This is a genomic window from Sphingopyxis terrae subsp. terrae NBRC 15098 (assembly GCF_001598815.1).
Lineage (GTDB): Bacteria > Pseudomonadota > Alphaproteobacteria > Sphingomonadales > Sphingomonadaceae > Sphingopyxis > Sphingopyxis terrae.
Genome location: NZ_BCZQ01000017.1, coordinates 113,091 through 126,404 on the forward strand (window position 1 = coordinate 113,091; position 13,314 = coordinate 126,404).

The 13,314-nt window shown below is 65.4% G+C and carries 12 protein-coding genes; 10 read left to right on the forward strand and 2 right to left on the reverse strand.

Annotated elements, in window-relative coordinates:
- Nucleotides 1-111: 111 nt before the first annotated feature.
- From STE01S_RS11115 to STE01S_RS11150, 10 genes are all read left to right on the forward strand, one after another.
- Nucleotides 112-1,146, forward strand: coding sequence for a DUF7146 domain-containing protein (locus tag STE01S_RS11115; protein ID WP_037553310.1), 1,035 nt, complete (start codon nucleotides 112-114; stop codon nucleotides 1,144-1,146).
- 317 nt (nucleotides 1,147-1,463) lie between these two features.
- Nucleotides 1,464-2,396 carry a DUF2493 domain-containing protein gene (locus tag STE01S_RS11120; RefSeq protein ID WP_037553311.1) on the forward strand — a complete coding sequence of 311 codons (933 nt, stop codon included), beginning with the start codon at nucleotides 1,464-1,466 and terminating at the stop codon, nucleotides 2,394-2,396.
- Nucleotides 2,397-2,638: 242 nt separating this feature from the next.
- Nucleotides 2,639-3,382: a helix-turn-helix transcriptional regulator gene (locus STE01S_RS11125; RefSeq protein WP_052208764.1), complete on the forward strand. Its 744-nt coding sequence runs from the start codon at nucleotides 2,639-2,641 to the stop codon at nucleotides 3,380-3,382.
- Between the two features lie 91 nt (nucleotides 3,383-3,473).
- Nucleotides 3,474-4,091: an acyl-homoserine-lactone synthase gene (locus STE01S_RS11130; RefSeq protein WP_052181957.1), complete on the forward strand. Its 618-nt coding sequence runs from the start codon at nucleotides 3,474-3,476 to the stop codon at nucleotides 4,089-4,091.
- Between the two features lie 13 nt (nucleotides 4,092-4,104).
- Complete coding sequence (locus tag STE01S_RS11135; protein WP_037553312.1) at nucleotides 4,105-5,016, forward strand: phytanoyl-CoA dioxygenase family protein; 912 nt, start codon at nucleotides 4,105-4,107, stop codon at nucleotides 5,014-5,016.
- 14 nt (nucleotides 5,017-5,030) lie between these two features.
- Nucleotides 5,031-5,651, forward strand: a complete 621-nt coding sequence (locus STE01S_RS11140; protein ID WP_162928258.1) for a GntR family transcriptional regulator — start codon at nucleotides 5,031-5,033, stop codon at nucleotides 5,649-5,651.
- An 82-nt stretch (nucleotides 5,652-5,733) separates the two neighbouring features.
- The gene (locus STE01S_RS20800; RefSeq protein WP_255265930.1) at nucleotides 5,734-5,856 is read left to right on the forward strand and encodes a hypothetical protein; all 123 of its coding nucleotides are present in this window, start codon (nucleotides 5,734-5,736) and stop codon (nucleotides 5,854-5,856) included.
- Nucleotides 5,857-5,924: 68 nt separating this feature from the next.
- A complete protein-coding gene (locus STE01S_RS20805; protein ID WP_255265931.1) occupies nucleotides 5,925-6,047 on the forward strand; it encodes a hypothetical protein in 123 nt (40 codons plus the stop codon).
- A gap of 56 nt (nucleotides 6,048-6,103) precedes the next feature.
- Nucleotides 6,104-6,763: a lasso peptide biosynthesis B2 protein gene (locus STE01S_RS20810; RefSeq protein WP_037553313.1), complete on the forward strand. Its 660-nt coding sequence runs from the start codon at nucleotides 6,104-6,106 to the stop codon at nucleotides 6,761-6,763.
- Between the two features lie 353 nt (nucleotides 6,764-7,116).
- A complete protein-coding gene (locus tag STE01S_RS11150) occupies nucleotides 7,117-8,460 on the forward strand; it encodes an asparagine synthase-related protein (RefSeq protein WP_255265937.1) in 1,344 nt (447 codons plus the stop codon).
- On the opposite strand, the gene STE01S_RS11155 is transcribed toward STE01S_RS11150, so the two are convergent.
- Nucleotides 8,361-10,334, reverse strand: a complete 1,974-nt coding sequence (locus STE01S_RS11155; RefSeq protein WP_037553315.1) for an Atxe2 family lasso peptide isopeptidase — start codon at nucleotides 10,332-10,334, stop codon at nucleotides 8,361-8,363. The two genes, STE01S_RS11150 and STE01S_RS11155, sit on opposite strands and share 100 nt — an antisense overlap.
- Nucleotides 10,328-13,264, reverse strand: a complete 2,937-nt coding sequence (locus STE01S_RS11160; protein ID WP_052181959.1) for a TonB-dependent receptor — start codon at nucleotides 13,262-13,264, stop codon at nucleotides 10,328-10,330. The genes STE01S_RS11155 and STE01S_RS11160 overlap by 7 nt, the downstream gene beginning before the upstream one ends.
- Nucleotides 13,265-13,314 lie beyond the last annotated feature (50 nt).

A 13,314-nucleotide genomic window follows, 5' to 3' on the forward strand; every position in this document is an offset into this window, starting at 1 on the left:
TCCGCGCGAACATCGGAGGTGTCCGGCAGGGGCTGCCAGACCGCCGCATGCCTTCCTGACCCGCTCCACCGGGCGGGATCGCGCGCAGCCTGTCTTGTGAAGGAGGCCCCCATGTCGAGTCCTGCAGCCGAGGTCGCGCGACGCCTCGCCGACGATGCCGAGGCGGTTTGCCGCCGATATCTCTCCCATGGACGCCGCGAGGGACATTATTGGATGGTCGGTGACGTCCGTAATTCGCCGGGCCGCAGCCTTTACGTTCGCCTTTCTGGCACCGCCGACGGTCTTCGGTCCGCTGGCAAATGGACCGATGCCGCCAGCGGCGATCATGGCGATCTTCTCGATGTCATCGCCGCGAGCTGCGGCCATACATCCTTCCGCGACACGCTCGACGAGGCGCGCCGCTTTCTGAGCCTGCCTGCCGTCATGCCCGGCGACCGAAATCCGGCTCCGCGTAAAGCACCGCGCGGCACCCCCGAGGCCGCCCGCAGGCTATGGGCCGGATCGAAGCCGCTCAGCGGCACCCTTGCCCGCGCCTATCTGTCTGCCCGCGCGATCGGCGACCTTCGCGATGCCGAATGGCTTCGTTTCCATCCCCATTGCTTCTATCATCCATCCGAGGACGACGCCCCCGATGTCCGCCGGGCATGGCCCGCCCTGATCGCGGCGATCACTGACGAGGCGGGCAATGTCACCGGAGTCCATCGCACCTGGCTCGACTCGGCCGCCTGCGACAAGGCGCCGGTTGCCTATCCGCGGCGCGCCATGGGCCAATTGCTCGGTCATGGCGTTCGGTTCGGCACGTCGGCTGCGGTCATGGCGGCGGGCGAAGGCATCGAAACCATCCTGTCTTTGCGTCAGATCACACCAGCCCTGCCGATGATCGCCGCCCTTTCGGCGGCCCATCTGGGAGCGTTGACCTTCCCGCGCGGACTGCAGCGACTGTATGTCGCGCGTGACGACGACCCGGCGGGTGCGGCCGCCTTCGGGACGCTTTGCGACCGAGCCCGGCCGCTCGGCATCGAGGTCATCGCGCTCGAAGCGGATCGCGGCGACTTCAATGCCGATCTCATGACACTCGGCCGACAGCGAATGATCGGCTCGCTTCGATCCCAGCTCCGGACTGCGGATCGTTCACTCCTGCTCTGACGCCTCAGCATCGGCCGGAAGGAGGGCGGGCGAGGGATGGACCGGTGCTGATGCAGCACCACGGGGTGGCCGCGCTCCGGCCTTCGCAAGAGGGCGACTGCGGCGAACCGTACCGGGCCCGCAATGGCGGGCGGGCGGCTATTTTCCGCCGGGGCGCGCGGCGCCCCTTTGCATCGCGAAACAAAATAGCCTTCGCCCGCCATCCTCCGCCTTCGGCTTCGGCCGCGGCCGGGGCCGCGGTGCAGTTCGGTACGGCGCGCCGCGAGGGGTCGCCGCGAAGGCCGCGCGAGCGCGGCAAAACCCGACTGGAGACGATCATGTTGAGCCCCACCGAACCCGCCGACGATCCTGCCGAAGCCGGCGCCACCCATCTCCTCCTTCAGGAGATGCAACTCTTCGGACATCGCCCCTTCGAAGACGAACCCGACCCGCGCCCGCTGCCCGATGCCCGCCTGGCGGCCGGCGCTGTCGCCGACATATTCGATGCCCTTGTCGGCTGTCTCGACGATACGCGGATCGAGCCCGATCTCGAAGAGCTCCTCTGGAACGTCGTCAACCTCTTCCACCGCGCGGGGGAGCGGGTCGAACGCAGCCTCGACGACAATGAACAGGCGCAACGCCGAGCCCAGCGCGAACAGGACGGGAGCGAGATCCGGTCGGTCGAGCTCGAACGCCTCGTGCAGCAGGGGATCAGCCTGATCGAACGGCGCGATGCGATGGAATTCTTCCGCGAAAGCGCCGCCGAACAATTTCGGACCCACTGCCGCAAGGCCTGGTCACCGCGCACCGGATCGCGCGCGCATCACCGGTCGATGACCGCGGCGATGATCGACAGCCGTGACTTTCTCGACGCGCGGTTGCGCCAGAAAGCGGCTGCACTTCTTCCCGAGGGCACGCGCATCCTGTTCACCGGCGGCGCTGATGTCGACGATCATAGGGCGATCTGGGATGCTCTCGATCGCGCACGCGACCGCCATCCCGATATGATCCTGCTCCATGGGGCAACGCCGACGGGGGCCGAACGCATCGCCGCCTGCTGGGCCGAAACCCGCAAGGTGACGCAGGTGGCCTTCCGTCCCGACTGGAGCCGGCATGGCAAGTCCGCGCCGTTCAAGCGCAACGACCGGATGCTCGAAGCACTGCCGGTCGGGGTCATCATCTTCCCCGGCACCGGCATCCAGGACAATCTCGCCGACAAGGCTGCGAAGATCGGCCTTCCGGTCTGGGATTTTCGCAAGCGGGGCCGATGACAGCCGTCGGGCATTCGGACGCTTTCGGCAAAATGGCCCCAATCTGGTTCTATCTCCCGAATATAATTGAAATATATTCGTAACATCCGCAAATTTACATCATTGTAGATCGCTATGACCAGCGGCGATCACCCGTCGCCGGCGGGACGGCCCATTGAGAGGGCACCGCTCGCAGGCCATGACGAGGAGCAGGGACGGTCGGCCGACTTGGCGACGACTGCCGTCCGCTGCCATGGGTCGCAATGCCGACGATGGACGCTGCGCATGCTTTTGCGCTCGACGTCACGCGGGTGAAGGATGCGGCGGGTCTGGCCGATCTGCTGGCGGAGGCCTGCGCGCGCATGGGCTGTTCCTGGTTCGCGCTGAGCCACCATGTCGATTTCCTCGCGGCTCCCGACAGGGGTGTTCGCGTCCACAACTATCCCGAGGATTGGGCCCGCTGGTTTGACGAGCGCGGCCTAGGGCTTACCGATCCGGTGCATCGCGCCAGTCACCGCAGTCTCGAGGGTTTCTTCTGGCGCAACATGAAGCCGCTTTCGGGCGAACGCCCCGAGGACGAACTGGTTCTCAGTGAGGCGCAGCGGCACGGAATAGGAGACGGGCTTACCATACCGGCGCATATTCCTGGCGAGGCGCATGGTTCGGTGTCCTTCGCCTGGACGCCGGGGATCGCCGCGAATGATATGGCGCTCCTCTTTGCCCGAATGATCGGTGGGCCAGCCTTCGAAGCCGCGCGGCTGCTCGCCAATCCCGAACTCGCGCAGGTCGGGCCGCGGCTGACGGACCGCCAGCGCGAATGTCTGATCTTGTCCGCCAAAGGCAACAGTGCCCCGAAGGTTGGACGCATCCTCGATCTCAGTCCCGACACGGTTCGCGAGCATCTTCGCAACGCGCGGCAGCGTTACGACGCGAATGGTGGGATCACGCTGACGGTGCGCGCGCTTTATGCCGGCGACCTCAGCTACGAGGATATCGCCAAGCGCTGAACTTTTTTCGCCGACACCCCCCGATCGTGCTATGGTGGAGTGGCAAAAAGCCGTTCAATTGGATGGTCTCTTTCGAAAAGGAGACACATCCATGCTTTCGGTAATCGACCATTCCAACCGCGCGCACGAGCATCAATTGCTCCGCGCGATGTTCGAGGCGCGTAAGCGCGTCTTCATCGATCTTCTGAAATGGGACCTGCCGGTGCTCGCCGACCGGTTCGAGATCGATCATTTCGACGATCCCCATGCGACCTATCTGATCGTCGGCGATCAGGAGGGCGGGCATCTCGCCTCGGCGCGCCTCCTTCCCACCACGCGCCCGGCTCTTCTCGATGGTCTCTTCCCCGGCCTCGTCGACGGCATCCCGCCGTCCGGCCCCGACATCTTCGAGATCACGCGCTTCTGCCTGTCGCCGGGGATCGGTGCGCGCCAGCGCCGCACCGCGCGCGACACGCTTCTTGTCGGGCTGGTAGACTATGCGCTCGCCAACGGCATCCGCTCCTACACCGGCGTCGCAGAGCTCGACTGGTTCGCTCAGATCCGGACCTTTGGCTGGGACTGCAAGGCGCTCGGCGAAGCCGGCATTTACGACGGCCGCGCGCTGACCTCGCTGCGGATCGAGATCGACGCCGACACCCCCGCAAGGCTCAAGTCGGCGGGGATTGTTTCGGGCAGCGCTGCGACGCCGGTCGCGGCCAATGCAGCGTGAAAGGAGCGGGACCATGATTACCGATATCGCTCCAGTCGATAGCCACCAGCCGCCCTCTGCTTCGATGCGGGCGCTCAAGGAAAACGGCTACGCGATCGTTCGCGAAGCCGTTCCCGCCGAGCTGATCGCGGCGATCGATCGCGACCTCGATCCGCGATACGCCGCGACGCCCTTTTGCGAGGGCGGCTTCTATGGGACACGCACCAAGCGCTTCGGCCGCCTGCTCATCCGCTCGCCGCATGTTGGCGCATTGGTCATGAACCCGGCGATCCTCGCCCTCGCCGAGGCCGCGCTCGGCGACTGGTGTGAGCGCATCCAGCTCAATCTCGCCCAAGCGATTGAGCTGCATCCGGGAGCGCTTCCGCAATTCCCGCACCGCGATCAAGATATGTGGCAGGGCACACTCGGTGAGGTCGAATATCTCGTGAATGTGATGTGGCCGCTGACGCCCTTCACCACCGAGAATGGCGCCACGATCATCTGGCCGAAAAGCCATGGGCTCGAGGCGCTCATCGAGGAACCGGCGGAGGAGCCGATCATTGCCGAGACCATGCCGGGCGATGCCATCGTCTTCCTGGGTTCGACGCTCCACGGAGCCGGCGGCAATTGCAGCGCGTCGGTGCGGCGCGGGATCATCATCAGCTACTGCCTTGGCTGGCTGAAACCATATGAGAACCAGTGGCTCGCCTATCCACCCGACGTCGCGAAGGACTTTCCGCCGGAGCTGGCGGCCTTGACCGGCTATGTACAGCATCGCCCAAACCTCGGCAACTTCGAGGGCCAGTGTCCCTCGATCCTGTTCCGCGGCTATCCCCCCGACCCGATCGCAGCCGTTGATGCGCTCCGGCCCGACCAGCAGGCGCTTCTTGCCGACTATATCGGCGACCAAAGATCGGCGGGCGGAGACGGGACGCTCGCGGCATGAGCCCGGGCACCACGATGGAGCGGGTCTATCTGGACCTCAAGGCGCGTATCCTGTCGGGCACCTATCCGCCCGGTACGCGCCTCGAGGCGGCGCAGCTCGCAAAGTCGCTGGCGGCCAGCGCTACCCCCGTTCGCGATGCCCTGTATCGCCTGTCGGGCGAGCGGATCATCGAGAGCTGGCATCAGGAGGGGTTTCGGCAGCCCCTTCTTAATGAGGCGGATTTGGTCGAACTCTATTGGTGGACCGGCGCCCTTCTCTCGCTGGCGTTGAAGGGGAGGACGCCGAGGCCCGATTTGCCAGGCGGACTGATCTCGCTCGCGAATCACCAGGCCTATCCTGAGGGGCTCAATGGCCTCTTCCGGACCATCGCAATCGGCAGCAGCAACGGCGAACTTCGCGCTACCATCATCAATTGTGTCGAGCGAAGCATGACAATCCGCACATTGGAGGTTCGTGTCGATGGGTCTGTGGGCGACGCGCTCACGGCGATGGCGGACGATTACCGGTTCGGTCGATGGAGCGCTTTACGCAGTAAAATCACGCGCTTCCATCGCCGCCGCGCGTCATATGCCGGCCGCGTCGCGGCCGAAATCCGGCGCCGGTCCGAGCCGCTGGATAATATTCGGAGAATATGAGTCGTATTAAATTCCTATACGGCGCGGCCTCCCTAGCTTCGAGAGGGCCGCAATTCCGCGGCAATCATGGAAGGAAGCGATCATGGACCGCGAACTCAATGAGTTGATCGAACTCGGCAGCGTTACCGGCGACACCGCGGGCAGCGAAGACGTCGGCATCGAAACGAACGGCAAGTTCAAGCCGCTCGGACTCAGCCAGGACTGACCAGCGCTCCGGGGACCGGCCCGAGGCCGGCCCCCGGTCGTTTCCTTGTGTCTGAGAAGGGAAGCAACATGGAACGCGATAACGACACGCTCGTCGAACTCGGCTCGGTCTCCGGTGACACCGCCGGCGACTGGGGCCTGTATGTCGAAGCCGGCGGCCGTATGCCGACGCCCGGTCTCGTCCAGGACTGACTGGTGTATCCGGGAGCCGTCCAGCATCGAGCGGCTCCCGGGTCTCGCGCGGCGCCATGACGACCGGCTGGAAACTGGCAACCGGAACGGGCTATTGCGAAGTCGACGGAGATCTCGTCTTCCTCGACCTTGTCCGGGACAAATATTTCGCGCTGCGCGGGCAAGACCGCGCGGCCTTCGAGCGGCTTCGGGCAGGCGAGCCGAACGACAGCGAGGCGATGGGGCGTCTTGTGGCGACAGGATTCCTCGCACGGTCGAGCGAGCCGACGAAGCTCGATCCGGCCTCGCCTCACATTCCGGCCAACGATTTGTCGGCGGTCGCCGACGGACCGACATCGCTCCGCATGGGTTTCGCAGCGTCCCGCGCGCTGCGCTGGGCAAGACGTTCGATGCGGCCAAACCGGATCGCGTCAACGGTGGAAGCCATGCGGAACGCAAAGCTTCGGCTCGGCGTGCCGGGCGCCGAAGCGGCGGTTCGGGGCATCGCTTCATCCTATGCAGCATCGCGCTGGATGGCGCGGACCCCGCCACGATGTTTGATCGACGCGCTAGCGCTCGACCACATCCTCCTGTCGCACGGCCTAGGCGCGCGGCTGGTTTTTGGGGTGCGTCTCAGCCCCTTTGCCGCACATTGCTGGTTACAGAGTCCCGGCGCGGTGTTGACCGGAACCTCGGCCGAGGCCCGCAACTTCACACCAATATTGGCGATCGGATGAAACGCGGCATTCTCGCACTTGTGGGAACCACGTCCGGGGGGCTGGCGCTTGCGGCAGCTGCCGAGCGCCACGCATTGCGATGCGTTCAGAATGCGGGCGCACTGACCGTCTATGCAGGCGCCGGCATTGCTGACCAAGTGATGGAAAGCGGTGCCCTATTGCTCGGGGACATTTATTCGCTTTCGGGCGCTACCTGCCACGCGCCCGGCGACGGCTGGGGAAGCTATCTGGCCTTCACCGTCGACGATGCATCGGTCGAGATCGCGCGCGCCGCGCTCACCGGCATGCCGATCTACTGGACCCGGTTTGAAGACGGCTTTCTGCTTTGGAACGATCTCGAGCTGGTCGCGCCAATGCTTGGCATCGGGTCATTCGATTGGCAGTTCATCGCCGGGACTTTGGCGTACGCCAATCTGCGGACCGAACGGACCGGGCTTGAAGGTGTGAGCGAGCTATTGCCCGGCAGCTGTGCCAAGTTTTTGGCCGAGGAGTCAGCTGTCCAGACTTTGTGGACGCCTTGGAAGGCTGTCTCGCAGCCCGATCTTCGACCAGTCGCTGAACTTGCGCTAGACCTCGAACGTCGGTTCCTTGGGTGCTTGCGAGGCTGGTGTGGGAATCGGAGCGACATCCTGCTCGAGCTGTCGGGCGGACTCGACTCTTCGATCGTCGCGGCAGGCCTGTCATCGGCGCAAGCCAATTTCTCTGCCGTCACTTTCGTTTCGTCCGGTGCCGACGGCGACGAGCGTCCCTACGCGCGCGCCGTCGCGGCGCATTGCGGTGCTGAGCTTCTCGAAATGCCCCACGCGGATACCGGCATCGATCTGGTATCGCTACCGCCTGTCCTTCACGCGCGGCCCTCCGCCTATGGCGTGCTCGGCGGGATCGACGATGCCTTCGAATCGGCGTTCCCCGTTTCCGATGCCGCGATCTTCGGGGGCATCGGTGGGGACAATATCTTCGATTTCGACACGAGCGTCGCGCCGATCCTCGACGCCTTTCGTCATTTCGGGCCGCGGCGCCCTGCATTCGAGACGATGCGCGACGTCGCGCGCGCGGGCGATGCAACGGTCTGGCAGGCCGCTCGCTTGGCGTATCGGGCGGTGCGGGACGGCCCGAGCGGCTGGCGCCGTGAGACCGGCTTCTGCGTCGCGGACCAGGTGCCGGCCTCGCCGCCGGCTCATCCCTGGGATGCGGGCGAGGAGGATGCGCCGCGCGGCAAGCGCAACCATGTGCGCGCGCTTCGGCGCATCCTCGACTTCGTCGACCGGCCGCGCCGCTGGCGGGACCGCGATGTCGTAGCGCCGCTGCTTTCACAGCCGGTGGTAGAATTTTGCCTTACTGTTCCGAGCTGGGCGTGGGTGAGGGGCGGTCGCGACCGCGCGGTTGCCCGCGCCGCATTCGCGTCGCGACTTCCGCCGGAGGTCGTTTGGAGGCGCGGCAAAGGGCGGCTCGATTCCCTCTGTACCGCAAGCTATCTTCGCCAGCGCGGTGCGCTCGCCGACCTCCTGCTCGGCGGGCGGCTGGCGGAACGCGGGCTGCTGGACAAGCCTGCGATCGAGACCTACCTCGCGCACGATCTCGTCGAGGGCGACTTCGCCTATTTCCGGCTGCTCGAAATCGCCGATGTCGAACGTTGGGTGCGGTCGGTAGAAGCCTCGCCCTTGATGGGGCCGAGCAGCCGCCAGCGACGATACTGATCGGCCTTCGCTGGATCGGGGTCGATCTCGCCTTTGAGCCAGAAGCGGAACCAGTCGAGATTGCGCTCATAGGCCGCGAGCTTCTGGCGGGGTTCGACCTTCAGATGCGGGGCGAGGGGGAAGAGGTGGGTCTCGCCGAGACCGTTGGTAGCAAGCTTGCTCATCAGTTCGGCCGACTGGCGCGCTTCGCTCTCGGGAAGTTGCAGCAGCATCGGCGCCGTGATCATATCAATATTGAGCGCGGCCGAAAGCGCCTGCCACTCGGCAGGTTCGGTATCCGGCGGGCCGAGCTTCCAGTTCTGCCGGATATTGCGGGCGAATGTCTCGCGGCCCGGGCGAGCATTGTACCAGTAATACGTGGGTTCGATCTGGACCGAGGCGATCGAAACCGCCTTGAGAAGATCGCTGTGCATGGCAGTCCATACCGCAACCTCGCTTCCGAAGCTGAGACCGCCCATGCCGACGCGGCTGCGATCTATCGTTCCGCGCCGGTCGAGGGTGTCGATCGCGGCCCGCACGGCTTCCATGCCGATCTGGTAGCGATCCTGCGCGATCTCGCCGCCTGGGAGGACGTCGATGCAGAGCGATGCGATGCCGCCCGCGGCAAGCGCGCGCAGAGGCCATTCGTCGCCTGTTCCGCCGCGCAGATATCCATTGCAGCGATAGTAGGTGACGAAGAGCGGCAGCCGCCCGGGGATCTTCGGGCGGATGAGTATGCCCGACGCACGGCTGCCGCTCACCTGCCACGCGATCGTTTCGACAAGGAGCCCGTCGCGGCCAGGAAATGAATTTGGGGAATCGATGATCTTCTTGCGGCCAGAGGCCTCGATCCGGACGAGGCGGGGTGAGACCGACGCGGCCGCCTCGACGCAAAAGATTGCTTTTTCGCCTGCAGCGCAGGGCTTGCTGTCGCTCCGCCCACTCGAGAGCTGTCCTGCCGAGACCGCGATCATCTTGAACTTCGCCGACGCGGGCGTCCACACATGCAGGGTCGTTTGGCCCGATTGGGCGCGGAGTGCGATCAGGACGCGGCCGTCGGCAAGCCCGCTCCGCCATGCGATACGCTCCGCATCGTTCGGGCAGCCGCTCGCCGCGACGCAGACGCCGCGCTGCCGAAGAATGCCGCGGAGGCTTTCGGGGATGTCCGGCCCGGGCGCCGGCTTGAGCAGGGCGCGTTCAGCGTCGTTCGCCGGGCGCTCGCTGGTGCCGGATGCGTCTCGGGCAACGACAGCGCGCGGTGTATCTTCGAGCAGCGGCACGCGGTCGAACCAGTCACCAGAGAAGCGCTGCGTCGAAGGACGTCCATTGATTGAGGCGCCGCGATAGAGGGGTTGGGCAAGATCGACGCGCGCGTCGAACAAGATACCGGTGTCGCGCTCGGCCTCCTCTGCCCGCGCGATCGCATCGCGCGGAGGTCCTTCGCGCGAGATGACGGTACCGTCAGCGGCGATGGCAAAGGCCTCGATTTCGCCTTCGCTTGGCCCGATCTCGTGGAATCCCGACCCGTCGATGGGACTCACCCACAGGCCGATTCGTCCGTCGACAAGGGCACGGACAACGACTGCCTTGCCGTCGGGCATCCATGTGGCTTCGCCGGGCAGGACGCTCCCGGCGTCGTTCCACATCGCGGTGCCGAGTCGTCCGAGCGCGCGGGGAGGGGCGGTGGCGTCCGTGGGCGCTAGATACCAGTCGATATCGATCCGGTTGGTGACGGTGGATGGGCGCTCGACCCGATAGGCGATCCAATTTCCGTCAGGAGAGACCGCGAGCCCCGACAGGTCGGCAATCTCGGCGATTTCGCGCGGGGTCGTCTGGCTGGCCGCGGGCGATGCCGCGGCCAGGAGACAGCCGAGGATCGCGGCTTTGCTCACCATCGGATGGTGGCCTGGAGCGACATCATGCGGCCGAGCGGGCTCGCCTTCTCGGGGTCGTAGCCGAGCGCGGACGACACGCTGCGGTTGTTCACATAGGGCGGATCCTTGTCGAACAGGTTGGTGATTCCAAGGCTGAGCCGCAGGCCCCGCCCTTCCACGCCATCGCCGCCCCCGATGCGCTGCGAGATGCTGAGGTCGAACGTGGTCCAAGAACCGACCCGCTCCATCGGCGTCACGACCTGGTTGAGATAGCCGTCGATGTAGTTGACGAAGGCATTGGCCGAGAAGCCGCCCGTCGCCCAACCGAAGCGACCGCGAAGGCGCCATTTGACCGGCTTGGCATAGGTGCCGACGACATCGACCTGCGGCCCGCCCGGAGTCAGTTGCTGTTTTATCGAGAAGATATGCGTGCCCGCGATGCCGAGGTCGAGCGTTCCGCCCGCGAATGCGGGGGAATAGCCGACATCGAAATCGATCCCGCGCTGGCGTTCGGCGGCGAGGTTGCGGATGCGACCGTCCAGGATCGCGGCGACCTGGCCCGGCGCGATGTTTGCTGCGTTCACGAAGCTGGGACGTGCGAAATATCCCTCTACCAGTGCCAGCGACGGATTGTCGGTGATCAGCCCGCCGAAGCGCGCCCGGTCGACAAGAAAGCGGGTGTAATCCTCGCTCGCCGTCCCGATGCGGTCGCGATAGTCGACGTCATAATAGGTGACCGACGCCTTGAAACCGGCAAGCGACGAGGGGGCGACGTCGATGCCCGCGGTCCAGGTCGTCGCTCTTTCGGGACCTACGTCCGGTGCATAGCCGAACAGGCCGAGTATGTTGGTCGTGCCCGTCGGCGAAGCGGGGTCGGGGACCGCTTCGGTCTGAAACAGCGAAATCGCCTCGCCGATGAGCTCGTCGAAGGCGGGCGCGCGGAAGGATTTTCCGTAGGACCCGCGCAGCGCAATGCCCTGGAACGGTTCCCATCGGACGCCGACCTTGGGATTTTCGCTTCGGCCGACGTCGCTGTATTTCTCGGCGCGCCCGGCCAACGAAATGTCGAGCCTGCGGAAACCCGGCATCCCGTTATCCGGCCCGAAGACCGGCACGAGCAGTTCAGCATAGGCTGCGCGAACCTTCCGCACGCTCGGAATGATGTCGAATGGGTCGGTGAAGGGCGTCGCGAGGCTGAATCCGTTGACGGTGTAATAGTCGAAATTCTCGCGGCGATACTCCGCGCCGATCGCGAGCCGGACCTCGCCGCCGGGCAGGCGGAAGAGCGGGCCGTCACCGCGGAGCGCCGCCGACCAGCTTTCGAAATCATTGACCGACTGGAATGTGCCGCGAATGCTGTCGATGGTGACCGGATTGTTTGCGGTGCCGTTTCCGAAGACGTTGAATGCGGTTGCTCGGTTGGTGTCGGCAAGCGCCGCAGCAAGGCGCGGGCGATTGACGAGATTGGCCTTGTTCGCGATGCCGCGCTGATGGCCATAGGCGCCGCCGACCTGCACGCGCCAGCGGCCAATTTCCTGGTCGAAGCCCGCTGAGGCGGTGAGGCCGCGCGCCCGGCCGCTGTCGATCTGCGGTCCCAAGTCGTTCACGAAGCGATAGGCGACGCTGACCGGCTGGTTCGTGCCGATCGGATCAACGTAGAAAGGATTGGTAACCGGCACCCGCGCGGCCTGGATGAAGTCTCCGGTACTGACGCGGCTGTAGCGGCGCTGCGCCGCGAGCGCGCTTGCGCGAAAGGTCAACGTGTCGGTAAGGTCGAATTCGGCAGCGGCATAAAGGCTGTGAATGCGCGTTCTCGGCAAAATGTCGCTGTTCACGCGACCGTCGTAGCGGTTCTGGACACCTGGAATCAGCTGAGCGGCAGTCAATGCGCGGCCGTCTTGTCCGGCCGGGATGCCAAACCGCTGTCCATTCGCGGCCGTAATCGTCCCGGGCACCGCGAAGTTGGTCCGATAGTCGGGGCCTCCGAAGGCCCGCAGATCCTCGCGCGCGAAATCGCGGGAGGCGCCCGCGAGCGCACCGCGCTGCGAGTATTGGTAAGCAAGCACCAGCCGTGCGCCGCCGAAGTCACGACCAAAGATTTGGCCGAACTGCAACTCGGTCGTATCGCCATCGGCGGTGCCCGCGCGCAGCATTGTCTCGGCTCCCTCGAAGCGACTCCGCATCCGCACGTTCACCACCCCGGCGACCGCGTCGGCGCCGTAGATCGCCGATGCGCCGTCGATCAGCACTTCGATCCGTTCGACCGCGCCTACCGGGATGAGCGAGATGTCGGCGAAGACGCCGCCGATCCCGCCAAGCGCTGGGCGCGCATTGTCGATGAGGACGAGGGTCGACGAGGTCCCGAGGCCGCGCAGGTTGATGCTCGAGCCGAAAGTCGAATCCGAACCCCCGCCGTTCCGGGTCGTGGTCGTCGAGACTGCCTCGTTGGGGCCGCCGCCAAATGCCTGTGGCAGTGATTGGAGCATCTGCTGAACAGTGCCATAGCCGCTCTTTTCGATGGCTTCGCGGTCGATGGTGACGACCGGAGAACCGGTCGGTCCTGCACCGCGAATGCGCGAGCCTGTAACGATGATCGCTTCGCCGTTCGTCTCAGTCGATCCAGTCTCCCCGGCATCGACGTTTCCCGAGCGAAGGACCCATGCGCCTTCGACGAGTTCGATCGTCAGGCCCGTGCCGGTGAGGAGTCGGGAAAGGGCGGCGTCGGGAGAGAGTCGCCCGCGGACACGGTTGCTGCGTCGGCCTTCGAGCAGGCTCGAAGCCGCGATGACCTCGCGGCCGGAAATGTCCGAATATTTGCGAAGTGCGTCGCTAAGGCGCTGACCCTCGATATTGTAGGTCTGCTCGCCCGTCTGCGCACACGCGCTGGGTGCATAGAGTGCGGTCGCCGAGACGCCCGAAGCCAGAACGGCCGCGAAAAATTTCATCGTCATTCATCCCTCCCGTGCGGCCGATTTTGGCCGTCTGAAGGGAAAAAATGACG

What these genes read in the sequence shown, in the direction of transcription:
- STE01S_RS11115 (WP_037553310.1), top strand. Translation starts at nt 112, where the DNA reads ATGTCGAGTCCTGCAGCCGAGGTCGCGCGACGCCTCGCCGACGATGCC.
- STE01S_RS11120 (WP_037553311.1), top strand. Translation starts at nt 1,464, where the DNA reads ATGTTGAGCCCCACCGAACCCGCCGACGATCCTGCCGAAGCCGGCGCC.
- STE01S_RS11125 (WP_052208764.1), top strand. Translation starts at nt 2,639, where the DNA reads ATGCCGACGATGGACGCTGCGCATGCTTTTGCGCTCGACGTCACGCGG.
- STE01S_RS11130 (WP_052181957.1), top strand. Translation starts at nt 3,474, where the DNA reads ATGCTTTCGGTAATCGACCATTCCAACCGCGCGCACGAGCATCAATTG.
- STE01S_RS11135 (WP_037553312.1), top strand. Translation starts at nt 4,105, where the DNA reads ATGATTACCGATATCGCTCCAGTCGATAGCCACCAGCCGCCCTCTGCT.
- STE01S_RS11140 (WP_162928258.1), top strand. Translation starts at nt 5,031, where the DNA reads ATGGAGCGGGTCTATCTGGACCTCAAGGCGCGTATCCTGTCGGGCACC.
- STE01S_RS20800 (WP_255265930.1), top strand. Translation starts at nt 5,734, where the DNA reads ATGGACCGCGAACTCAATGAGTTGATCGAACTCGGCAGCGTTACCGGC.
- STE01S_RS20805 (WP_255265931.1), top strand. Translation starts at nt 5,925, where the DNA reads ATGGAACGCGATAACGACACGCTCGTCGAACTCGGCTCGGTCTCCGGT.
- STE01S_RS20810 (WP_037553313.1), top strand. Translation starts at nt 6,104, where the DNA reads ATGACGACCGGCTGGAAACTGGCAACCGGAACGGGCTATTGCGAAGTC.
- STE01S_RS11150 (WP_255265937.1), top strand. Translation starts at nt 7,117, where the DNA reads ATGCTTGGCATCGGGTCATTCGATTGGCAGTTCATCGCCGGGACTTTG.
- STE01S_RS11155 (WP_037553315.1), bottom strand. Translation starts at nt 10,334, where the DNA reads ATGGTGAGCAAAGCCGCGATCCTCGGCTGTCTCCTGGCCGCGGCATCG.
- STE01S_RS11160 (WP_052181959.1), bottom strand. Translation starts at nt 13,264, where the DNA reads ATGACGATGAAATTTTTCGCGGCCGTTCTGGCTTCGGGCGTCTCGGCG.